This window comes from Paraperibacillus esterisolvens (assembly GCF_046237625.1).
GTDB classification, from domain to species: Bacteria; Bacillota; Bacilli; order Bacillales; family DSM-1321; genus Paraperibacillus; species Paraperibacillus esterisolvens.
In genome coordinates this window covers 1,233,675-1,256,584 of the sequence record NZ_CP143545.1, presented here as the reverse complement: position 1 = coordinate 1,256,584, position 22,910 = coordinate 1,233,675, and the positions used below count along the sequence as shown (strand labels likewise).

The following is a 22,910-nucleotide window of genomic DNA, read 5'->3' as shown; positions in this document are numbered from 1 at the left end:
TGATAATGAGATTGGGAGGTGCGATATGGAAAATTATTTGAATAAGCGTGTTACACAAATTGAACTTTCAGGAATACGCAAATTTTTTAACATGGTTTCGGAATTTGAAGATGTGATATCCCTCACGATTGGTCAGCCAGATTTTAAAACTCCGCTTCATATCAAGGAAGCTGCCAAGCAGGCCATAGATGAAGACTTCACTGTCTATACACATAATGCCGGTTTCCTTGAACTTAGGAAAGCTGCAGCCGATTATGTGAAAGAAAAGTACCGCCTTACATATGATCCAGCCTCGGAAGTCATCGTCACTGCAGGCGCGAGCGAAGCCATCGATATCTCGCTAAGAACCATCCTGTCAGAAGGTGATGAAGCCATCCTGCCGGGTCCGGTTTATCCCGGTTACGAACCGATTGTAAGACTTTCCGGAGGTGTACCGGTACACGCTGACATTACCGGGAATTCCTTCAAGATGACAGCGGGTATCATATCAGCCTATATCACTGAAAAAACAAAGTGCATCATTCTTCCTTATCCTTCCAATCCGACCGGCGTTTCTCTTAATGCGCAAGAATTGCGGGAAATAGCGGCTCTGGTGCAGGATAAGGGCATCTTTATCATCGCAGACGAAATTTACAGCGAACTTTCTTATGAGGGCCATGCTTCCATTGCGGAATTTCTGCCTGCCCAGACCATTTTGATCAATGGGCTTTCGAAATCACACTCCATGACAGGCTGGCGGATTGGGTTCATTTTCGCCCCTGGCAGGATAGCTGAACATATATTGAAAGTCCATCAATATAATGTGAGCTGTGCTTCTTCCATTTCACAAAAAGCAGCGTATGCCGCCCTTACTGCCGGTTTTAATGACGCAGCCCCGATGAGAGCGGAGTACAGAAAAAGAAGGGATTATGTTTATTCCCGTCTCAAGGAAATGAATCTGGATGTGGTCATGCCTGATGGAGCTTTTTATTTCTTTATTAAGCTTCCCAAAAAATACCCTTCGTCGGAAGAATTCGCCCTTGAGCTATTAAAAAGCAAGAGGGTGGCGCTTGTCCCCGGGAGTGCCTTCTCTCAGCTCGGAGAAGGCTATGTGAGATTATCCTACGCTTATTCCCTGGATACTCTGGAAAGAGCCCTGGACAGGCTTGCATCTTTCCTGGACACGTGACAAAGAAACGCTTGGACCAATTTTGGTTCAAGCGTTTTTTGCCGGCGCCTTACAACTCCCAATATTTATACAGTGCCTGTGTACCGCTTTCCGCTTCCCCTGCTGCAGCCAGGCTTTCATATAAGGACCTTGCAAGCTTCAGGCCCGGCAGTGCCAGTTCCATGCGTTCGGATTCCTCCAGGGCAATTTTCATGTCTTTAATGAAATGTTTTATATAAAAGCCAGGCTTAAAGTCGCCGCTGATCATACGCGGTGCCAGATTGGACAGTGACCAGCTCCCCGCAGCACCGAAGGATATACTCTTCAGTACATTCTCGGGATTAAGTCCGGCTTTTTGTGCATAAACCACAGCTTCGCAGACTCCGATCATATTAGAAGCAATGGCAATCTGATTGCTCATTTTCGTGTGCTGTCCAGCTCCAGCTTTTCCCTGGTACTGCACATTGGAACCCATTAATGCAAGTATTGGCTCCACCGCCTGGAAATCCTCCTCATCACCGCCTGCCATGATGGTCAAGCTGGCATTCTGTGCACCAATGTCACCACCTGAAACTGGAGCATCTATGGAACGCAGGCCCCGTTTTTTAGCTTCTTCATAAATCCTCACAGCCAGTTCCGGCTTAGATGTGGTCATGTCGATCAGAAAGGTGCCTTTTTCGGCATGCGTAACAATGCCTTCCTGTCCAAGATATATTTCTTCTACATCATGGGGATATCCCACAATTGAAATGATTACATTGGAGGTCTCAGCTATCCTGCGGGGGGAATCAGCCCAGGCTGCCCCCGCCTCAAGAAGCCTTTCCGCCTTAGACTTGGTCCTCGTGTACACGCTGACCTGCAGGCCGCTTTTTAGTAAATGCCCTGCCATGCTTTCGCCCATTACTCCGATGCCGATAAAGCCAATAGAATATTTCTGATCCATAATATCTTTTCCCTTCTTCATCACAATGATTTAACCATCCCGCCATCTACAAGGAATGTACTGCCGGTCATATATGAATTGGCGTCAGACAGCAAAAAGGCTGCTACCCTTGCAAATTCAGCAGGTTCACCATATCTCCCGAGCGGAATCTGCCCTTTCATCCGATCCTCTATTTCTTCCACTGCAAGTCCTGCTTTATCTGCATTTATCTCATCAAGATGCCTGACCCGGTCTGTTGCGATCCTGCCCGGCGCAAGGGTATTTATGAGAATATGATGCGGTGCAAGTTCAGCCGCAAGCGTCTTAGACAAGCCGGTGATGGCAGTCCTGAATGTATTGGATAAGATCAGGCCTGGAATCGGTTCTTTGACCGAGGAAGAAGCTATATTGACGATTCTTCCACCTTTTTTCTTGAGATGAGGAAGAGCAGCTCTGATCAGGCGTATATAACTTAAGAGGTTGAGCTCAAAAGTCGTCTGCCACTCTTCGTCTGTTATGTCTTCAAAGGCACCTGCCGGAGGGCCGCCTGCATTGTTGACCAATATATCAATGCCGCCGTATGTATCGATTGTTTCTCTGATGATACGCTGGATGTCCGCCCCATTTGTAAGATCACCAACTATATAGCTCACCTTGCCCTGCTGAAGATCCTTTAATTTGCCGCAGACTTCTTTCAGTTTTTCTTCACTGCGGCTCGTTATAACCACGTTAGCTCCCTCTTTGACCAGTTCCTCCGCTATGGCACGGCCCAGTCCCTGGCTGGAAGCCGCTACAATCGCAGTCCTGCCCGATAAATTTAAATCCATATGTCCTGCCTCCCTTTTTTCTAATTATTCTTTCATTTTAGCGTGAATTGCCCGCGGAGTGCCACCTTTAGGACTGCCGGAAGCGGAGGGAGTTCATTTAGGCCTGTCCCGGCTGGCAGAAATGAGTTCTTCCCACGGAAAGAGCAGCCTGCTTAAAAGCCTGCTGCTCTTCCATTTAGTCTATGAGCCCTTTCTTTTTCAAGAAGGCCTTTGCCACATCCTCCGGGTCTTTTTTATCCAGGTCTACCTGTGCATTCATCTCAGCCATTTCTTTACTAGAGATTTTGCCTGCAAGACCATTGACAGTATCCTCAAGTTCAGGGAATTTTTTAAGTGTTTCTTCCCTGACAATCGGGGCTGCATAATACGGAGGGAAAAACTTTTTATCATCCTTCAGCGTCTGCAAATTGAACCGGACCAGTCTGCCATCTGTTGTAAAGGCAGGGATGGCGTCCACTTTTCCCTCGTTGAGAGCGGAATACATCAGGTTGGCATCAAGGCTCCGCTTTTCCTTGAACTTTAAATTGTATGTTTCTGTAAAAGCTGTATATCCATCCTCGCGCTCGAAAAATTCAGTCGGTGCACCAAATCGCACTTCGCCGGATTTTGGCGCAAGCCCCGAGATGGTCTTTACACCCGCTTTTTTGAATGATTCCTGATTGAAGGCCAGGGCATACGTATTTTCAAATCCTAAAGGCTTAAGCCATTTCAGATCATATTTATCCTGATACCCTTCATTCACCTTCTTATAGATATCATCTGCACTGTCTTCAGGATTGTATTTCTCCTTCAATATCGTCAGCAGGCCGGTACCTGTGTATTCCACATACAGATCAATATCGCCTTTTCGCAGCGCCTGCGTCAAAATCGGCGTTTCTCCAAGGCCTTCCTTTATCTGCACATTATAATCGGTCTTATCCTTCACATATTCAGAAACGATATACGGGAGAATATATTGTTCTGTCCATTTCTTTCCTGCTATGACCACTGTATCATTTGAAGTGCCTCCCCTAAATGAGAAGAACAGCAGGATGGCTGCAGCCGGCACAAGGATGGCAGCTGTTTTCTTCCAATTTATAGTGCCTCTTTTTCCTCTTTTCGGATCTACAGCCAATTCAACCCGCTTTAAAATCAAGTCGATGGCTACTGCAAGGATAGCGGCCGGTATTGCTCCCGCAAGCACCAATTCATTTCTGGCCGTTGAAAGTCCCCGGTAGATCAAATCCCCGAGACCGCCGGCTCCAATGAATGCGGCAAGGGTGGCTACCCCGATCGTCAGCACTGATGCGGTCCGGAGTCCGGCCATAATGATTGGCATCGCCAGGGGCAGTTCAATCATCCTCAGAATTTGATTCTGTGTCATCCCCATGCCCTTACCAGCCTCAACAGCTGATTGGTCGACACTGGTCAATCCGGTATATGTATTCCTCAGTAACGGAAGGAGTGCATAAACAGTTAATGCAATGATGGCTGTAATGTTCCCGATGCCAAACAGAGGCAGCAGGAAACCGAATAATGCCAGACTCGGTATTGTTTGAAAGACAGAAACGACCCCGATGATCGGTTCGGCAGCACGCTTTCGCCTTGATATAAAGATTCCAAGCGGTATGGCAATGATGGCAGCCACCGCAATTGACACAATCGACAGGAATAAATGCTGCTGAAGTCCCAGCAATATATCCGGCCAGCGGGATGACATTGTATCCCAAAGAGCCATCAGGAAATTGTTATTCTCCATGTCTTACACCTCCCCCGGCTGCAGTCTGCAGTCCGGCAAGGCCCCGCATCATGGATGCCCTGGTTATTAAGCCGGCGAGCCTTCCGCCTGATGATACCGGAACAATCACAGCACCTTCAGCGAACATCCGGGCGATTTCCGTATATGGCGTTTCAGCATCCGCCTGATAGATGTCCCGCTTCATGATATCCCCAAGCGTTTTTTCTTCATGATGATATTCCCGCTCTACATCCTCCAGCGCTGCTATCCCGAGCAGCCTTCTATCCTCATCCGTTACAAGGAGGCTGTCTACTCTGTAGGTTTTCATCATTTTCAAGGCCTCAGCAAGGCCGCGTCCTGGTTTTGCGGTAATGATTTTTTCAATCATCAAATCCTTTGCGGACGGATTTTCGTTTTTCGCAATAAGACGGTCTTCACCAATGAAGCCTCTGACAAAATCATTCTTTGGATGGCGGAGTATCCGTTCCGGGGAATCAAATTGAACAATTTCCCCTTCATTCATGATCGCAATGCGGTCAGCAATTTTAATTGCTTCATCCATGTCATGGGTGACAAATACGATCGTTTTCTTGATCCTTTGCTGAAGCTGGACTAATTCATCCTGAAGCTGCTCACGGCTGATCGGGTCGAGTGCGCTGAATGGTTCATCCATCAGAATGACGGGAGGCTCGGCTGCAAGGGCGCGGATCACTCCAATTCTCTGCTGCTGACCGCCGCTCAGATCGGCAGGGAACCTGTTTTTAAATGTTTCCGGATCAAGGCCAACCAGTTCAAGAAGTTCATCGACCTTTTTCTCATACCGCTCCTTATCCCAGCCTTTCAGCCGGGGGACCAGGGTTATATTATCTTTGATCGTCATATGGGGCAGTAATCCAATCTGCTGGATTACATAGCCTATATTCCTTCGAAGCTGGACAGGATCTCTTTTTGAGACATCCTCCCCGTTTATGTATATCTCCCCGGATGTCGGCTCTGTCAGCCGGTTTATCATTCTCATGGTTGTAGTTTTGCCGCAGCCGCTCGGTCCGATCAGCGCAACAAACTCCCCTTCTCCTATTTCAAAGGTGATATCTTTTAAAGCCATAAAGCCATCGGGATATTTTTTCCCGACATGATTAAATTTGATCAAGGGCCTTCCCTCTCTTCACAGTATTTTTTCTAGACGATGCCTTAGCAGCCGAAAAGAAATTTGAAAGGTTATAAATGTAGGATTTGCATTATACATCGCTTATATGTTCGATTTTGGAGGTCGAGCAATCAACGCGGGGTAAAAAGCAGGTAAAAAACCATCATCCATTTATTTCCGTGTTGAAAACAGAAAATGATTTTAATATAGTAATTTCTAGATACCCTAAGCGACCTGCATTAAAACTGTTATTTGCAAAAAAAAAGACAACCGGCATTTATACGGCTGTCTAAAGGGGGGAAATGAGAATGTTAGCTGCATAACTAGGTCACATTCATTTGCTGCTAGTCTTACTATACCCGTCCCTGTTTCTCTTAAACACATTTATAAAAATATATGGTAAATACCGTTTTGCTTTTCAGCAGCCAGTATTGTTCAGACTCTGTATCAATCAAAGACTTTTTGCTGGATCTATTGATAGGTGTGACCAATTGACCTCACCTCAACGCTATTTTTAAGCCCTCTTATAATCATTCATTTCTGCCCCTATTTGATCGTTCCCCCCAACATCAGCCGGAAACCACAATCTAAATGAAAAAAACAAAAAACTGCAGGCAAGCCGGTTTTCACCGGTTATGCCTGCAGCCTATCCGGAAGGAAAAATCCTGTCCGTTAGATTATTTAGTTAAAGCTGTTTCCACAGCATGTACCACTTCTTCAGCTGTGCTCATGCCAAGTGCCTGATCTGCCAGCTGCAGCATCTCCGGCTGGGAAAGGCGCTTGATCAGGGAACGGGCCCTGAGGATGGATGTGGCGCTCATGGAGAACTCATCAAGCCCGAGTCCCAATAGAAGCGGAATTGCCGTTTCATCGCCAGCCATCTCTCCACACATGCCGGCCCACTTGCCCTCTTTATGCGCTGCGTCGATGACCATCTTGACTAAGCGCAGGATAGCCGGGTTGTATGGCTGATACAGGTAAGATACCCTTTCATTCATACGATCAGCAGCCATTGTATACTGAATCAGGTCATTCGTTCCGATGCTGAAGAAGTCAACTTCTTTGGCAAACGTGTCCGCCATGACGGCAGTTGATGGAATTTCCACCATGATCCCTGTCTCAATATGATCCGCTGTCTGAATCCCTTCGCCAGCAAGCGTCTGCTTTTCTTCTTCAAGAATGGTTTTGGCCGCCCTGAATTCATCAAGCGTTGCAATCATTGGGAACATGATCTTCAGGTTTCCGTAGGTGCTTGCCCTTAGCAGCGCACGAAGCTGTGTACGGAAAATACCCTGTTCTTCCAGGCATAGACGGATTGCCCTGAAGCCCAGGAATGGGTTCATTTCCTTAGGAAGATCGAGGTACGGCAGTTCCTTATCTCCGCCGATGTCCAGGGTGCGGACTACAACCGGCTTGCCTTCCATGCCTTCAAGGACCGCCTTGTAAGCTTCGAATTGTTCATCTTCTGTCGGCAGCTGGTCGCGGCCCATGTAAAGGAATTCGGTGCGGTAAAGACCGATTCCCTCTCCGCCGTTTGCCTTGACGCCTTCCAGGTCCTTAGGTGTCCCGATGTTGGCAGCAAGCTCAACATGACGTCCATCAGCAGAAACCGTCTTTTCATTTACGAGCTTTGCCCATTCAGCCTTTTGTGCTTCAAAGGCTTTATGCTCGCTCTTATATTTTTCAATCAATTCAGGTGTGGGATTTACGTGAACTTCACCATTCAAGCCATCCACAATGACTAAATCGCCATTTTGAATCTGCTCGACAGCATCCTTTGTTCCCACTACGGCAGGGATTTCCATGGAACGCGCCATAATGGCTGAATGCGATGTACGGCCGCCGATATTCGTAGTAAAACCTTTTACATATGTACGGTTCAACTGTGCTGTATCAGATGGCGTCAAATCTTCAGCTACGATGATCACTTCCTCAGAGATCATGCTTGGGTTAGGAATCTGGACTTCCAATAGGTGTGCAAGCACCCGCTTGGTAACATCACGGATATCTGCAGCACGCTCTTTCATATATTCGTTGTCCATCTGCTCAAACATCATAACGAACATATCCGCTGTTTCCTTAAGGGCAAACTCTGCATTGACTTGTTCATTATCAATTTTGTCTTCGATGGGTGAAATCAATTCTGGATCGCTTAGAACAAGAAGGTGGGCATCGAATATGGCTGCTTTGTCCGCACCCAGCTCTTTTTCGGCATTATCACGGATGGCTTGTAATTCCTTCTTGGAGACGCTGACTGCATCCTGGAAGCGGGATTTTTCTTCAGCTGTTTCTGCAACGGTCTGTTTTTGCACCGTTAAATCTGGCTCAATCAGGCGATATGCCTTGGCAATCGCAATTCCGCTTGAAGCCGCTATCCCTTTTAACATGCTTGCCATTATTCAGCTAAACCTTCTCTTTTTAGGGTTTCTTCAAGAGTGTTAAGCGCATCCTGCTCATCGCTGCCCTCAGCTGTGATCTTGATTTCTGCACCTTGGCCAATTCCGAGTGACATTACGCCCATGATTGATTTCAAGTTTACTTTTCTTCCTTTATATTCAAGGTTGATTTCTGAATCAAACTTTCCTGCTGCCTGTACCAACAATGTTGCCGGACGTGCATGGATACCTGTATCCGCTGTAACTGTGAATGTTTTTTCTGCCATTTTGCTCGACTCCTTTTAAAATAAAATAGATTTGCAAACCGCCTGTAATCAATTAAGCTAATCGGCCAAAGCTTTCTCCTAAATGTTCCCCTGAAATGGGATATCTATGTTTAACTCCGCTATGGTAATTACTAGCCATCGTGAGCGGTGCCTATGCTATTTCTTTATAGTATTAAAGGACGAAATTTGCCCTTTTTTTAAAGAATATCACTTTGGTGATATTGTGACAATCTTAACGAACTAATTTTTAAATTTGAAAATCTTAAAAAGATTTTAAATTGCATTTCTAGTAAGCGCTCTCAGGCTTCTTAACCGGCCCCTTCTAAAATGACACCGTTATCCCTCGAGCCTCATTTTGCAAAATATTTTCTTGAACTATCCCCATATTTTTTGTACAAATGAGATAGACTTTATTTTATGGAGGAGCAATATGCAATATAAACGCGAAGAGCCATTCAGGTTCTCCCTGCAGACGCCGGTGCCGGGAACTTTCTCAATCAGCCCTAACAGCAGCAAAAAGGGAAAGCTGGATATTGTGGATATAAGCCCGAATGGCCTTAAATTCCAGACAGAACTGGAACTTCCCGACAAAGACCTTGAGCTCACTGTTTCTTTTCAGCTTAACGAAAGCGTACTGGTAATGCCCGGCACCATAGTTTGGAAAAAAAGGCATTTCGGAAAGTACCTATATGGTTTTGCTGCTGCCGGAACCCCTGAAACAAAGGAAATTATCAAGCAGCAGATCATTAAAGAATTAAAGATGTTCATTAAGAAATAAAGAACGTACGTACGCGGCTGTCATGTTTCATGGACATGCCATTTTTTTATTCCCTATATATCATTTTCCGGGTCATACCTCCGTCAATGACTATATCTTCTGCTGTAATAAAGTCATTCTCAGGATGGCACAGGAACAGGCACGCCCTTGCAATGTCAGATGGCTTTCCCACCCGGTTTGAAAAGTGCTGTTCATGATCCTTTTCACGGAGCTTGTCATAGTTTTCAGTTTGTATCCAGCCTGGACTGATGGAATTGACGGTTATTCCAAGCGGTGACAAACTGGCTGCGAGTGCGTGTGTCAGGGCGGTTATCCCCCCCTTTGATGAGGCATATGCTTCAGACCCCGGCTCTGACATGGATGTCCTGGTGGAGGATATGTTTACAATTCTGCCGCCTTTCTTCATCCTCCGGGCAGCCTCCCTTGAAAGGATAAAGGTACTCCTTAAATTAATCTGGATGACATTGTCCCATTCTTCTGTGGTCAGCTCAAGCAGGGGCTTAAACTCCGATACTCCCGCATTATTGATCACATAATCGATGGAATTGAATTCTTCCATGACATCTCCAAGCATCTTCAGGATATCTTCCTCTTTCCTGACATCTGTAAGGATAAAACGCGCCCTGCCCCCACTCTTGATAATTTCCTCTTCTGTTCCGGCGCCTGCGGGGTCAATATCTGCAATGATAACATTGACACCCTTCCTTCCAAACTGAAGTGCCACTTCTTTTCCAATTCCGTTTCCCGCACCTGTCACTATGGCAGTCTTCCCTGTCATTTCCATCCATTATGCCTCCCTGCTAAAAATTGTTCCTTTCCTGTAAAAAATGCTTGTAAAAATCCGTTTTTTTTAAAAGATACATAGTAAAAAAGCGGTTATCCCCTGTATTTTCTTATAAATTCCGGTTAGATTTCCCTTTCTCATTCCATTACGTTTGTTTTACCCGGGAATAAACAAAGGTATGCCTTAGTCAGGAAAACAAATGGAAGGATTCACTGAAACTGCCCTGCTTTATAGACCGCTCATCAATAAGGTCATAAGAACGCTCAGAATTTATAAAGAGAAGGATGAGTATTTTCAAATCGGTCTTATCGCGTTATGGGAGGCAGCAGAAAAGCATTCGTCCGCTAAAGGGCCGTTTCTGCCGTTTGCCTACTCTGTTATAAAGGGACGGATGCTGAATCAGCTGAACAAGGAGCGTAAACATGAAGAAAAATATGGAGCCGAGTGGAAGGAGGAAAGCACCAGTTCATCAGCAGAAGACTATTTTAAGGATGAAAAATTTGATTTTCTTTGTACACACCTTACTGATAATGGAATAAAGTGGCTTAGCGGGGTTTATGAAGGAAAGACTATAGAGGAAATTTCCGTACAATGGGAGGTTACGAAGGATTCGGTCAAATCCTGGAGAAAAGCGGCTTTGAAGAGATTAAGAAAGCCCGAAGTACTGGATGAAATTTAATACATTAAAAAAAGGCTGTCCGCCATTCCAGGGCAGGTACAGCCTTTAATATTTTTTACGCGATTTTTCAGCTTCGCGGCTCCGTTAAATATTCATAGGTAACTCCCCCATGATGCCGGGCGATTCCCCGGAAATGTTTAAAATCCTCTCTTGCCGCCAAGACAGCCCGGAAGGCGAGAAAATCTTCCTTCTCTATTTCTATTTTACTGATCTCGCCATTTGAAAGCTGTGTCAGGAGGCTGTCAGCCCATTCTTTATCCATATTTACACTCCTTTGTACCGAAGACCCGCAAAAAATGTATGCCTTTTCATAAGTTATGCTTGCTTCGTCTGATGTTTGCCATTAAAATGTTTTTTAATAGTCTAATTTATTTTCATAAAATACCAAATAATATCTACCATTCATACAATAGTGATGTTAATAAATTAGAAATGCTCTTTTCACTTTATATGATTTTCCTCCGAATGGAAAGAGCCTGATAAAGAGTTTTTATACTACTTTTGATAAAGGTTGTGATTTGGTTGAAGAAGGCAGAAGTGGGAAATGTCATCGAATTCCGTGAAGGTTTAAAGGGAATCGTTGAAAAAGTTAACGAAAATTCAGTAATAGTCGACCTGACATATATGGATAACTATCGCGAACTTGAATTAGAACAAAAGACAGTTGTCAACCATAAAAATTATAAGATTGTCAAAGTTGCGGAGAATGCTTGATAACGGGGCCATACTGGCCCCTTTTTTTGTGTAAAAGGGGCGCGGGGCTGCATGTATCATCAGGCTTAAGGCGATAGAGTGTGTGAACATCAGTTATCTCCTGACATTCCTGCCTGCGCCTTGCTCAGCTCCACCGCCATATTATGTTCGGTCTTGTCTGGTTTCTTACCTTGGGCTGGGGTAAAAAACTCACGTATGTTATAAAATCTTGTGAAGCAGGTTATGTCTAAATGCCTATATCAAATTTTTACATATTTTTTATAATAAGGAAGACAGGCGTATAAACTATGTCGAATTTGTAACTTTATAAGATGAAATACGTCTACTATAGCAGAGACCAGAATTTTGCTTTAGTTACAGCCAGGCGATAACAGGGAGGAAATGAACATGATAAAATACGGAAAAATGATAGCAGCAGGTGTCCTGAGTCTGGGTTTAGCCGGATGCGGCACTTCATCACAATCCGGGACAGAAGAGAAGCCGAAGGAAGAAAAGACTGAAGAAGCCGCTTCAAACGGCACCGGGGCTGAAACAGAAGTGAAGGAAGAAGCGAAAAAAGAAGAAGTCAAGGAAGACACAAAACAAAAACAGCAGGCGAAAGAACCGGAAACAAATCAAAAGCCTGAACAGCCCTCAAAAGACAGCAGCGCCGGGAATACTATGAGGGTAATGGAGCAGAGCCTGAAATTTACTGTTAACGGAAAAGTAAACCAAAGTACAGGATTCTTAAAGAACAGCAGTAATCAAAAATATTCCATGTATGTTCTGCAGGTCTTTCAATTAACTGCAGAAGAGCCGAATAAGGATATCGTTTTCCTCAAAAAGGATGACAGCATTTCCATGAGAATCGAGCTCTTGCCTGTTGATGCCAACTGGGAGGAACAGGAAGGTATGGCTAAGGCACAGCTGATGAGTGTATCAGAAAGCATTTCATCCCCTTCACTTCCCGGCCTGGACAGACAAAACACCATTGCCATGGAGGCTGCAGGCGGTGATGAAGTGGTCACTGCATTATTGATAAAAGATAAAGAAACACCCGTGAAGATCACCATGTTTACTAAAAAAGGGCAGGATTACCGTTCTCCAATGCTCGAAATGGCAAAAACCATTTCAAAAAGCACTGCAAAATAAAGAAAAAACGCCTGAGTCATACAGGCGTTTTTTCATGGACTTTTCTGCCTTTCAGCCAAAGAAGGAAGAGGAACACTGCGCTGATTTTCCCGAACAAGGGATACAGATATGAAAGGAGACTTCCATAATTAATCAAGCTGAGCGTATAGGCAGCGATGAATAATAAGATATAAATGGTAAAGGAAGGAATCTTCAGCCAGTTATGGAGCTGCCGTTCAATGCCGTAAATATTCCCTATGATGCTCGTGAAGATTTCACCATAAACCACCAATACATAGATCCAATAAAATTGGATGGCAAATTGTTTCATTACTGCCGCTGTGGGGATTTCATATTGTGATATATCCGGAAGGCTGATTAATGACAGATGGCTCGACAATAATATCAGGCTTAAAAAGAGACCACCGAGAACAGCTCCCGCTTTGATTGTACCTTCCTCTTTAATTTCATGGGCAACCGGTACAAGCACTGCCTGGGATAAGGCCAGGTTGAAGGCCGTGTATAGAAATGGGGATGCTGCTGCCGCCCAATAACTCTTTATTTCCGGTATATGATAGAGGGACTCTGTTACGCGTCCCCCTTTCACTGAATATATGCACATCAACACACTGAATATGATCATGATGGGAACAATCACCGTGTTGACCAGGAAAAGCCCCTTTAGACCGCGCAGTAAAATGATCAACGCGAGCCCCATTGTAAGGATCACCCCTATCGGTTTAGGGATGCCAAGCTGTTCCTGAAACACTGCACCTGCCCCTGAAAACATGACCGATGTTACCCCCAGGAGCATAATAAAAAAGAGAAAGTTTAAAAAACTGCCAATTTTACTCCCGAAAATATAAATATTAAATTCTTCATACGATTTTGCCCCTGTTCTGCGGGCAAGCAGCATGAGCTTTGTCCCTCCGGCCACAAACAAAAAACCGGCAGCTCCAATTCCGAGCAAACCAAGAAAACCATAGCGGGTGAAGAATTCAACAATCTCCCGGCCGGTGGCAAACCCGGCACCTACTATGGTTCCAATATAGACAGCTCCAACCTGGATGGCTCCCGGCCAGCTGACCTTCATACCGATCACCCCTTCTTGTCAACTATATGAAGAAGGAACCGTTTTTAGACAAGCTCTGCAGCCTTTATTTTTCTTGAAAGTATAAGAAGAAACTGCGTTATTAATATTAAAGTATTAAAAAAGTAAAATATTGAAAATCTTGGGTGATTATGGATTGTAAATAATCATCTATTTTTGTAAAATGAAGGTAGATAATTGTAGAACGATGGAGAAAGGCAGCGATTTATGGTTAAAAGTGCGTTAATGCATAAAAGAAATAAAACAATTCTTCAATTTTTATGGATTATCAATATCCTGGATTATTTATTTTATATTTTTAACGAATATGATTATAAAATTGTCTGGCCGCCAATAGGCATCCTCATAACTCTGGTACTGACCCTTTTATATGCCTGCCGGATTCCTTCACTGGCATTAATGTATTTTATTTTGTCAGGAGTATTTGCTTACACATTTTATTTGAATATGGTGTCTCCCCATTTTATTAATTACATATTTCTTTATGCCGGGCTGATTGTGTCAGCCTTTTATCTAAGCGTCCCCCTCCTGCTTGTATGCGGCGCAGTGTCCCTGATTCTCATTGCAGTTGTATACATGATCATGGGGGACTCTGTTTTTGCTTCAAGGGGGCTTGAGGATCTCCCTTATTTCTTACTCTTCGGCGTCTTTATTGCAGCCCTTTTGTACATACTTCTGCGGTTTACCATTGAATTATGGAATAAAGCGATCGAAGGGGAAAGGCAGGCAAAAGATGACCTCCGCTCAACAAAATCTTATTTTGAATCTTTATTTACCTATTCAAGGGATGCGATCTGCATACTCGATAAGAATGGTAGAATACTAGAGGGAAACAGAGCATTCAGGGACTTGTTCTCAAAACCGGCTGAAGAACTCCATTTAAATCGATTCACTGACTTGTTCGATTATCAAGAGCCGTTTTCGTTTCCCGAGCTTATAAAAAGGCTTAAGTCAGGCGAATCCCTGGATGAACTGGAATTGAGGCCGGCAGGGAACTTCAGCGGCCAAAGGGTGATTGCGGAGGCTGCATTTTCTCCCATATACGGGGAGCACAATAAATTGATTGCTGTATCTGCAATCATCAGGGATTTGACAGAAAAAAAGCAGATAGAAGATTATATGAAAAACTCTGAAAAACTTAAAATCACAGGCGAAATCGCCGCCGGTGTAGCTCATGAGATACGCAACCCCCTGACGGTGATCGGAGGCTTCGTGCAAATGCTTTTAGAGGAAGATTCATCCCGACAGCATTACTATACGATCATCCAAAAAGAAATAAACAGGATGAACTCCATCATCAGTGAGTTTCTCATGCTTTCCAAGCCGCATGCCGCTCAAATGAAAATCCATGATATATACGAGCTGGTTCAGGAGGTTGTTCTCCTTTATCAGCCGGTAGCACATTTCAAAAATGTGAATATTATTCTGGATCTGCCACACGGGGAGCATTTTATCCTTTGTGAAGGGAACCAGATGAAACAGGTGTTTATTAACATTCTAAAAAACGGCTTCGAAGCCCTTACATGCGGAGGATCCATTAAACTCAGCGTCCGAAGAGATAAACACATTCATATAGTAATCGAGGATGATGGAGACGGCATTCCGGAACAGATTCTTTCCAAGATAGGCAAGCCTTTCTTTACCACAAAGGAAGAAGGAACAGGCCTTGGCTTAATGATTACGGAAAGAATAATTGAGCAGCATAAAGGTAAGCTGGAAATAACCAGCAGAGTTGAAGAAGGAACACGCCTAACAATCACCCTCCCTGCTGCTTCGATGCCATCGGACTAAAATAATTCTTCCGAAGGAGCTGCACCCAGGGTGATATTATTTTATTCTCGTCTAATAAAGATCCCCTAAATCATGCTGTACTGATGCACAGCTGTTAATGGGGAATGGGGTCCCCGGAAGACGGCAGTTACCGCATGTCCTGTTACACAGAAAACAACCATGAATTTTCTACTCCCAGCCTATGCATTGAAAGGAATCCAGCCAGGTGCAGGAACAAAAGGCGCAGGCAGAAATGCCAGCATGATAAATAATGGTCACCTCCAGCTTCATAAAGCTTTATGATACATGCAGCTCCGCCCTTACCCCCAAAAAAAGCTGCAGGCAGACCGATTCCCCGGGTCTGTCTGCAGCTTTTTTCCGAAACTTACTGATCAGCTTCAGCTTGAGCTTCCTTAACGCTCTGTAAAAGTTCCTTTTCTGTGAGCAGGCGGAAGCCGGTCAGGGCCAAAGCCTTTGCCGCGGTTATAAGCGATTTGTCTCCAAGTTCTGAAGCAGCAGCTTCACGGAACTGGTCTGTGTGGGCAGTCAAATCATCCGGCCCGATCTTAATATAGGCATGAACAGTGGGAATAACATGGCTTACATTCCCTGCATCTGTTGAACCGATTCCTTCCCTGCTGCCGCTGATGTTTTCCCCAAGAGCAGCCAATTCTTCCGAGATGGCATCATTCAGGGGTTTATTGAATATCAGGTTATCGATTTCATTCTGATACTGCACAACCTTTAGCTCCGCTCCTGTGGCAAGGGCCGCACCCTCTGCTATTTTCCTTACTTTTTCCGTCGTTTCTTCACATCTTTTCCTGGTAGAGGCCCTGATAAAGAAACGTGCCGAGGCAAATCCCGGTATAATATTGGGAGCTTCTCCGCCATGGGTGATGATACCGTGGATGCGCACATCCCCAGGCAGCTGCTGTCTTAGTGCATTAATTCCGTTAAACAGAAGAATGACTCCATCGAGTGCATTGATTCCCTTCTCTGGAGAAGCAGCAGCATGGGCTGGACGCCCATAATATTGGAAATCCAGGGGATCGACCGCAAGCGAGGGGCTTGTTGGTGCTGTCTTGCCGCTTGGATGGATCATAAGCGCCGCATCGACTCCGGAAAAGAGCCCTGCTTTGGCAAAACTTGCTTTGGCACTTCCGTTCGGACCCCCTTCTTCAGCAGGGGTGCCGAATACAACCACTTCTCCCCCCGTCTGATCGATTACCTTGCTAAGGCTGATGGCGGCTGCGGTACTGGCAGTCCCAATGATATTATGCCCGCAGGCATGGCCCAGCCCGGGCAGTGCGTCATATTCAGCCAGGAAGGCCACCGATGGCCCTTCCTTTTCACTTTTCTTCCGAGCTATGAAACCTGTTTCATGACCCGCGATATCTTTTTCAATGCTGAATCCGTTCTGTTCAAGCAGGGAAATAAGTTTTCCCGAAGCAAAATATTCCTGGTTCCCGATTTCAGGATTTGCGTGGATTTCATGGCTGATTGTTATATATGTTTCCCTGTTTTTATCTATTTCTTCTAAGATGTGCTTTCTGTTTATATCAGATGTAATGACAGACATTCATCTTCTCCTCCATTCTTATAGGTTTTCAATTTCTTTGACAGGGAGCTTGGTAGGAATGGTTGCTCCTTTGTAGGTTTTTTTAATGAAATCTGTGACAGATTTGCTCTGGTAAATTTCTACAAGGCGCTTTAATGTTTTATCATTTTTGCGGTCTGACTGGGCAGCGATAATATTGACATACGGGACAGCCGTTTTATCTTCCCTGAAAATCGGATCTTCTTTTGGATTTAAGCCCGCATCGACCGCAATTCCATTATTAATGATGGACGCAGCCACATCATCAAGGGCCCTTGGGGTCTGGGCTGCTGTCACAGGTGTGATTTTAATGCCATTATCTTCCGTGATGTTCTCAAGGCCACCCTTGCCATCAAAGCCTTCTTTTAATTGGATAAGTCCTGCCTTTTGAAGCAGCAGCAGGGCGCGCCCCAGATTTGTCACATCATTCGGTACGGCTATTTCATCCCCCTTGCCTATTTCATTGGGACTTTTCACTTTCTTGGAAAATAGCCCCATAGGTGCTAGTACAGTAGTACCTACAGCTGAAAGATCGAGGTTATGGTCCTTTTTGAATTCATTAAAGTAGGCTACCGTCTGGAAGGAGTTTGCATCGATTTCTCCTTCAGCAAGGGCCATGTTTGGCTGTACGTAATCGGAAAATTTAACAATTTCAATTTTGATGCCTTCTTTTTCTGCCTTTTTACTGATGAAATCCCATACCCTGGTGTCAGAGCCGCTGATGCCAAGCTTCACTGTTTTAGTTTCTTTTCCTGAACCTGATGAGCTGCAGCCGGCGAGGGCCGCCAGTACAAAGACTAGAATGATAGATAGTATTTTTTTCATAATGTTATCTCCTTCTGATTTTTTTAGATAGTAAATTCCCAAGTGACTGCAGACCCTGGACAAATATGATAAGCAGGGCAACCGTCACCAGCATAATCTCTGTCTTAAACTGCTGATATCCGTAAGTGATGGCAAGGTCACCGAGTCCGCCGCCTCCAACTGCTCCTGCCATCGCTGAGGCACCAATCAGGCCGATGGTCGCTATGGTCAGTGCCAGGACGAGAGAGCTCAGCGCCTCGGGAATCAGAAAGCGCCAGATGATCTGCCATGGAGATGCCCCCATCGCCTCGGCGGCTTCGATGACTCCTTTATCCACTTCAAGCAGTGAATTTTCAATCAGCCTCCCGATGTATGGTGCAGCATATACAATCAGCGGTACGACTGCTGCAGCTGTGCCGATGGAAGTACCCACGATAAATCTTGTGAACGGTATGATGGCAACCAGCAGGATGATGAATGGAACAGATCTCAGTATATTGATGATGGTATTCAGTATGTTGAAGACCACCCGATTCTCAAGGATGTGCCCGGTTCTTGTTACTACCAGGATCACCCCAAGCGGAATGCCTATAAGTGCCGAGAATAATAATGAAAAAGATACCATGCTGACGGTCTGTTTTGAGGCCTCAGCCAGCTGCGGCCAAAAAGCCTGCCAATCAAACGGCATGAGGAAGCACCTCCTTTATCCAGACCTGCTGTTGTTCAATATACAGCAGAACCCGGTTAATCTCCGGCTGTTCACCAGCAAAATCCACAATCAGATTGCCAAAGGGCACCCCCTGCAGCTCCGTGATCGTTCCGTGAAGTACATTAACATCCACATTGAACTTCTTGGCTATCCTTGACAGCAGCGGCTGGGTGGTTGAATTCCCCCTGAATACAATTCTGTATACATGGTGGGTATTGCCGTCTTTATCTAAAAGGGATTTTATTTTTTCCGGAATTTCCACATTCAGCACCGTCCGGACGAAATTACGGGCAATATCTGTCTTTGGGTTGGAGAACAGATTCAATATAGAATCCTGTTCAACGATTTTTCCATCCTCCAACACGGCCACCCGGTCACAAATATCCCTGATCACATTCATCTCATGTGTGATCATAAGAATGGTAATTCCATAATCCTGCCGGATCCTTTTCAATAGAGCGAGGACCGAAGCCGTAGTATCCGGATCAAGGGCGGAAGTTGCTTCATCACACAAAAGGATGGATGGATCTGTTGCCAGCGCCCGTGCAATGCCGACCCTTTGCTTCTGCCCGCCTGAGAGCTGCTCAGGATAATGCCGGGCTTTGTCCTCAAGCCCTACAAAGGCCAGAAGCTCCTTTACCTTCTGTTCAATTTCCCGCTTTGGCCGCTTATCTAGCAGCAGCGGCATAGCCACATTACCAAAAACCGTCCTTGAGGAAAGGAGGTTAAACTGCTGAAAGATCATTCCGATTTTTTTCCTTTCCTGTCTTAGCTCCTTCGGTGAAAGCTTCTGGATATCCACCCCGTCAATTTCGACAATGCCTGAGCTCGGCTTTTCCAGCAAATTCACACAGCGTATCAATGAACTCTTACCAGCCCCGCTGAATCCGACCACACCAAAGATTTCTCCCTTTTCAATTTTCAGTGAGATCCCCTTCAAGGCTTCTACCTCATTTTTGCCAGTAACATAGGTTTTCCGGATATTTTCTAAAACAATCAACACGTTTCCTCCTAGCCCACTCGTATTCTAAAAACAAAAAAGCCTCTTTCTGGAGTCAGAAAGAGGCGCGTCAGCACAGCATAATAAATATACAAGCTTCAGTCTCTTCCTTATCTCCCAGGTCTAAAAAGCCTGCTGGAATTGGCACAGTATTCATAAGAATCCGCTGCCGAGGTATCATAGGGCCAGTCCCTCCACCTCTCTGGATAAGAAAAATCTATATATTCAGTTTTGAGTGTTTTTTTTGAATTGAGTATAATTCTACTTCCGCTATTTGGATCTGTCAACAGTTTTCATACACGAATTTTTAAAGCCCGGAATTTATCAGCCTATAACTGTGTATCATCAACAGAATTAAGCCATTCTGAAATGACCCCTGTCACCGATTCAACGGTCCCGTCCTCAAAAGGGGATTTTAAATTGGCTTCCTTCACGAGGCCAAGGAATGACTGGCTTCCGCCAAGGCTGCAAAGATGGAGATAATCTTTCCATGCTTCCTGTTCGTTTTCCCTTGAACGCTTCCAGAATTGAAACGCACAGATCTGGGCAAGAGTATAGTCGATATAATAAAATGGCGTGCTGTAAATATGACCTTGACGCTGCCAGAAACCACCTTCCTCAAGGTACTGCATTCCATCATAATCCCGGTGAGGAAGATACTTTTCTTCAAGCCTTCTCCACGCGGCTTTTCTTTCTTCCGGGGAAGCTTCAGGATGTTCATAGACAAAATGCTGGAATTCATCTACCGCAACTCCGTAAGGAAGGAACAGCAGGGACTCACTCAAATGTGTAAATTTATATTTATCGCTGTCTTCCTTGAAGAAATGCTCCATCCAGGGCCATGTTAAAAACTCCATGCTCATGGAATGAATCTCACATGCTTCATAAGTCGGCCAGGTATATTCAGGAACCTCGAAATCCCTGCTCATATATACCTGGAAGGCATGCCCGGCTTCGTGTGTGAGGACATCAATATCCCCTGAGGTGCCGGTGAAATTTGAGAAGATGAACGGCGCCCGATAATTATGTATATATGTGCAGTAACCGCCGCCGGCTTTCCCTTTTTTGGCCACAAGGTCCATCAGACCATCATTGATCATCATATTGAAGAATTCATCTGTTTCCGGTGAAAGTTCAGAATACATCTTCCTGCCGTTTTCAATGATCCAATCGGGACTTCCTTTAGGATTCGCATTGCCGGTCTTGAACTTGAAGCTTTCATCATAAAACTTCAGGCTGTCGACACCGATACGGTCTGCCTGGCGCTTTTTCAGCTGTGTGGCAAGCGGGACGATGAACTCAGCCACCTGAGAGCGGAAATTCGCGACCATTTCTGCGTTATAATCAGTCCGGCTCATCCTGTAATAGCCAAGTTCCACAAAGTTTTCATAGCCCAGTTTTTTAGCCGTTTCCGTCCGAACCTTTACGAGCTCATCAAAAATTTTATCGAGTTTTTCGGCGTGCTCGACCATGAATCCATTCCGGGCCTCATTCGCCCTCCTTCTCATGTCGCGGTCCTCTGATTCTGCAAAAGGCTGGAGCTGGATCAATGTCCTTTCTTCGCCTTCAAACATGATCTTTGCCGAAGCCATTAGCTGCTTGTATTCGGTAGCCAGCTTATTCTCCTTCTGCAGCATGGGAATGATCTCAGGTGAAAATGTCTTAAGCTGAGACTCGGCGAGAGCAAAAAGCTGCCTGCCCCACTGCGATTCAAGCTCGCTTCGGAAAGGGGAGGAAGTTAGTGCCTTATAATATTCTGATATGTATTCTTCAAGCTCCGGCGCCATTTCATCGAGATAATCCTGTTCTGCCTTATAAAATTCGTCCTCCGTATCAACGGTGTGGCGGATATAACAGATATTCACCATGGTGTCCACATCGCCGCGGATTTCATTGATCTGCTGCATGATTTTATTCTGCTCCCCAGCAGAGGCTGCTTTCTTGAACCCGCTGATATACTCCCCGAGTTTTGCCTTTACCTCTTCCATATCCGGGCGCTTGTATTCATATTGTTCAAATTTCATCTATTCACACATCCTTCTATTTAATCAATAAAATATTCTGCTTAAAGATTTAAAAATCCTTTTAATTATAGAAAAGTATTTTCATTGGCGGCCATCCCTGAATAGACGGGAAAATGTCCTGTGCTATGGCACAACTCACGCCGCAATCCGTGTAAAGCAGGCTATTTCCATCTTCAGGATCTTTTTTTGAAAATTCTGTTCCCGCCTTAAAACTATACCATTAAACTATTAAAAAGTGCTCCCGCTGGCGCCTATAATTCAGTCAGCACTCTTATGTAATTGTGCTGCTCCTACAGAAACAAGACGCAAAAAGCCCGCAGAACTGTTGTCTGCAGGACTTTTCATCATCAATATTTATTAAGGTCTTGTGCAGCTGTCATAATAATAACTGGTTTCTTGCTGGGATCTAACCATTTCATAACAGAAACTACATTTGACTCAGCTGTTGCTACACACCCAAGAGTATAGCTGCTTCCAACATGAAAGAAAATAGCACTGCCTGCTCCTGGTACTCGTGCAGTATTATAATCAATTACAAATCCATTAGTATATAGTCTATGGTTCATATTTTCAGCACTTTTCCACTGGCCTTGTGTTTTCCTTCTAGATTGCCAAGTGTTATAAAGCTTAGAATTAGAATCATCTACCCATACGTCATCACTTGTAATTTTTCTAAAAGGCATTTTTGTTCCTGGATTACCTTTTTGTCCAAATGTTGTACTAATTGTATATTTACCTGCTGGAGTTTTAGCATCTCCTTCTTTTCCTTTACCAATTCCCTTTTTGCCTACATATCCTCGAACTGACATTTTCTGAACCCATTTTCCCTTAGAGTCTTTTTCAAATGTCTTAATACCCGCTGCTGTAGTTGTATATCCATTTGTTGTAACAAGAATCAGTTGTTTATTTGCACCAACTGTCTTGAGTCTATCTGCTAGATTACCTGCTGATTTCGGAGCAGTTGAAGCAAGATATTTGCCGGAAGCCCAACCTGTTTTACCTCTAACTGTTATTTTCTTCCAATACCCGCTTGTTCCAGATACAACAACTGCTTGGTTCATTTTAATTACTGCAATAACTTTATGTTCTGTACTGGGACCACTCCGAACATTTAGAGCACTGGCTGTAACATATTTTGTCTCACCTCCAGCTGAAACTGGATTTAACGATACGAACATTGAAAATAGAATGACCATAGCTGTTAAAATGGCTAGAATCTTTTTTGACATTGAAGCATTCCTCCTACTATTTGTTGTTTCATGGGTTGATCATTATATTCTTTTTCTTCTAGTCCGATATTTTTCAAAGTAATAGAACTATCTTTGTTTTAATAGTTTTATCATTTTAGATATGGCAGAGTCTTTTAACCACGTTCCTTTCCATTAGATTTGAAAGGATAGACATATCT

21 protein-coding genes and 1 riboswitch are annotated in these 22,910 nt (G+C 44.5%); of the genes, 6 read left to right on the top strand and 15 right to left on the bottom strand.

Translation table 11 applies throughout. The features are described 5' to 3' along the window. The first annotated feature begins 25 nt into the window (after positions 1 to 25). Positions 26 to 1,168: an aminotransferase A gene (locus V1501_RS06390; protein ID WP_409291991.1), complete on the top strand. Its 1,143-nt coding sequence runs from the start codon at positions 26 to 28 to the stop codon at positions 1,166 to 1,168. A gap of 49 nt (positions 1,169 to 1,217) precedes the next feature. On the opposite strand, the gene V1501_RS06385 is transcribed toward V1501_RS06390, so the two are convergent. The 6 genes from V1501_RS06385 to V1501_RS06360 all read right to left on the bottom strand — a co-directional run bounded on the left by V1501_RS06385 (position 1,218) and on the right by V1501_RS06360 (position 8,422). Continuing rightward, a complete protein-coding gene (locus tag V1501_RS06385) occupies positions 1,218 to 2,090 on the bottom strand; it encodes an NAD(P)-dependent oxidoreductase (RefSeq protein WP_409291990.1) in 873 nt (290 codons plus the stop codon). A 20-nt stretch (positions 2,091 to 2,110) separates the two neighbouring features. Further along, entirely contained in the window at positions 2,111 to 2,896 is a 786-nt protein-coding gene (locus V1501_RS06380) for an SDR family oxidoreductase (protein WP_409291989.1), read from the bottom strand. Positions 2,897 to 3,071: 175 nt separating this feature from the next. Then, entirely contained in the window at positions 3,072 to 4,634 is a 1,563-nt protein-coding gene (locus tag V1501_RS06375) for a glycine betaine ABC transporter substrate-binding protein (protein ID WP_409291988.1), read from the bottom strand. Beyond that, positions 4,624 to 5,763 (bottom strand): ABC transporter ATP-binding protein, encoded by a 1,140-nt coding sequence (locus V1501_RS06370; protein WP_409291987.1) that lies wholly within the window; start codon positions 5,761 to 5,763, stop codon positions 4,624 to 4,626. Before V1501_RS06370 ends, V1501_RS06375 begins: the two co-directional genes overlap by 11 nt. Before the next feature lie 674 nt (positions 5,764 to 6,437). Next, positions 6,438 to 8,156 carry a phosphoenolpyruvate--protein phosphotransferase gene (gene ptsP, locus V1501_RS06365; protein ID WP_409291986.1) on the bottom strand — a complete coding sequence of 573 codons (1,719 nt, stop codon included), beginning with the start codon at positions 8,154 to 8,156 and terminating at the stop codon, positions 6,438 to 6,440. Next, positions 8,156 to 8,422 carry a phosphocarrier protein HPr gene (locus tag V1501_RS06360; RefSeq protein WP_204543768.1) on the bottom strand — a complete coding sequence of 89 codons (267 nt, stop codon included), beginning with the start codon at positions 8,420 to 8,422 and terminating at the stop codon, positions 8,156 to 8,158. The genes ptsP and V1501_RS06360 overlap by 1 nt, the downstream gene beginning before the upstream one ends. Positions 8,423 to 8,852: 430 nt before the next feature. On the opposite strand from V1501_RS06360, the gene V1501_RS06355 reads away from it, so the two are divergent. Then, entirely contained in the window at positions 8,853 to 9,200 is a 348-nt protein-coding gene (locus tag V1501_RS06355) for a PilZ domain-containing protein (protein ID WP_409291985.1), read from the top strand. A 46-nt stretch (positions 9,201 to 9,246) separates the two neighbouring features. Here the strand turns inward: V1501_RS06355 and V1501_RS06350 are convergent, their stop codons facing one another. After that, positions 9,247 to 9,984 (bottom strand): SDR family NAD(P)-dependent oxidoreductase, encoded by a 738-nt coding sequence (locus tag V1501_RS06350; protein WP_409291984.1) that lies wholly within the window; start codon positions 9,982 to 9,984, stop codon positions 9,247 to 9,249. A 199-nt stretch (positions 9,985 to 10,183) separates the two neighbouring features. On the opposite strand from V1501_RS06350, the gene V1501_RS06345 reads away from it, so the two are divergent. After that, complete coding sequence (locus V1501_RS06345) at positions 10,184 to 10,663, top strand: sigma-70 family RNA polymerase sigma factor (protein ID WP_409291983.1); 480 nt, start codon at positions 10,184 to 10,186, stop codon at positions 10,661 to 10,663. A 67-nt stretch (positions 10,664 to 10,730) separates the two neighbouring features. Here V1501_RS06345 and V1501_RS06340 read toward each other — a convergent pair whose 3' ends face one another. Then, positions 10,731 to 10,925, bottom strand: a complete 195-nt coding sequence (locus tag V1501_RS06340) for a hypothetical protein (protein ID WP_409291982.1) — start codon at positions 10,923 to 10,925, stop codon at positions 10,731 to 10,733. 260 nt (positions 10,926 to 11,185) lie between these two features. Here V1501_RS06340 and V1501_RS06335 point away from each other — a divergent pair, with 260 nt between their 5' ends. Together V1501_RS06335 and V1501_RS06330 are read left to right on the top strand one after the other, a co-directional pair. Beyond that, entirely contained in the window at positions 11,186 to 11,377 is a 192-nt protein-coding gene (locus V1501_RS06335; protein WP_409293271.1) for a YkvS family protein, read from the top strand. Between the two features lie 387 nt (positions 11,378 to 11,764). After that, positions 11,765 to 12,508 (top strand): hypothetical protein, encoded by a 744-nt coding sequence (locus V1501_RS06330; protein ID WP_409291981.1) that lies wholly within the window; start codon positions 11,765 to 11,767, stop codon positions 12,506 to 12,508. A gap of 16 nt (positions 12,509 to 12,524) precedes the next feature. On the opposite strand, the gene V1501_RS06325 is transcribed toward V1501_RS06330, so the two are convergent. Continuing rightward, positions 12,525 to 13,580 (bottom strand): hypothetical protein, encoded by a 1,056-nt coding sequence (locus tag V1501_RS06325; RefSeq protein WP_409291980.1) that lies wholly within the window; start codon positions 13,578 to 13,580, stop codon positions 12,525 to 12,527. Between the two features lie 243 nt (positions 13,581 to 13,823). Here V1501_RS06325 and V1501_RS06320 point away from each other — a divergent pair, with 243 nt between their 5' ends. Further along, positions 13,824 to 15,389: an ATP-binding protein gene (locus tag V1501_RS06320; RefSeq protein WP_409291979.1), complete on the top strand. Its 1,566-nt coding sequence runs from the start codon at positions 13,824 to 13,826 to the stop codon at positions 15,387 to 15,389. Positions 15,390 to 15,753: 364 nt separating this feature from the next. Here V1501_RS06320 and V1501_RS06315 read toward each other — a convergent pair whose 3' ends face one another. From V1501_RS06315 to V1501_RS06290, 6 genes are all read right to left on the bottom strand, one after another. Then, on the bottom strand, positions 15,754 to 16,947 hold the full coding sequence (locus V1501_RS06315) for a M20 family metallopeptidase (protein ID WP_409291978.1): 1,194 nt from the start codon (positions 16,945 to 16,947) through the stop codon (positions 15,754 to 15,756). An 18-nt stretch (positions 16,948 to 16,965) separates the two neighbouring features. After that, complete coding sequence (locus V1501_RS06310; protein WP_409291977.1) at positions 16,966 to 17,790, bottom strand: MetQ/NlpA family ABC transporter substrate-binding protein; 825 nt, start codon at positions 17,788 to 17,790, stop codon at positions 16,966 to 16,968. Between the two features lie 4 nt (positions 17,791 to 17,794). Further along, positions 17,795 to 18,457 carry a methionine ABC transporter permease gene (locus V1501_RS06305; RefSeq protein WP_409291976.1) on the bottom strand — a complete coding sequence of 221 codons (663 nt, stop codon included), beginning with the start codon at positions 18,455 to 18,457 and terminating at the stop codon, positions 17,795 to 17,797. Continuing rightward, complete coding sequence (locus V1501_RS06300; protein ID WP_409291975.1) at positions 18,447 to 19,478, bottom strand: methionine ABC transporter ATP-binding protein; 1,032 nt, start codon at positions 19,476 to 19,478, stop codon at positions 18,447 to 18,449. The genes V1501_RS06305 and V1501_RS06300 overlap by 11 nt, the downstream gene beginning before the upstream one ends. 107 nt (positions 19,479 to 19,585) lie before the next feature. Beyond that, a riboswitch (SAM riboswitch) is annotated at positions 19,586 to 19,691 on the bottom strand. A gap of 116 nt (positions 19,692 to 19,807) precedes the next feature. Beyond that, positions 19,808 to 21,502: a M3 family oligoendopeptidase gene (locus V1501_RS06295; RefSeq protein WP_409291974.1), complete on the bottom strand. Its 1,695-nt coding sequence runs from the start codon at positions 21,500 to 21,502 to the stop codon at positions 19,808 to 19,810. A 347-nt stretch (positions 21,503 to 21,849) separates the two neighbouring features. Continuing rightward, positions 21,850 to 22,731, bottom strand: a complete 882-nt coding sequence (locus tag V1501_RS06290; RefSeq protein ID WP_409291973.1) for an SH3 domain-containing protein — start codon at positions 22,729 to 22,731, stop codon at positions 21,850 to 21,852. Positions 22,732 to 22,910 lie beyond the last annotated feature (179 nt).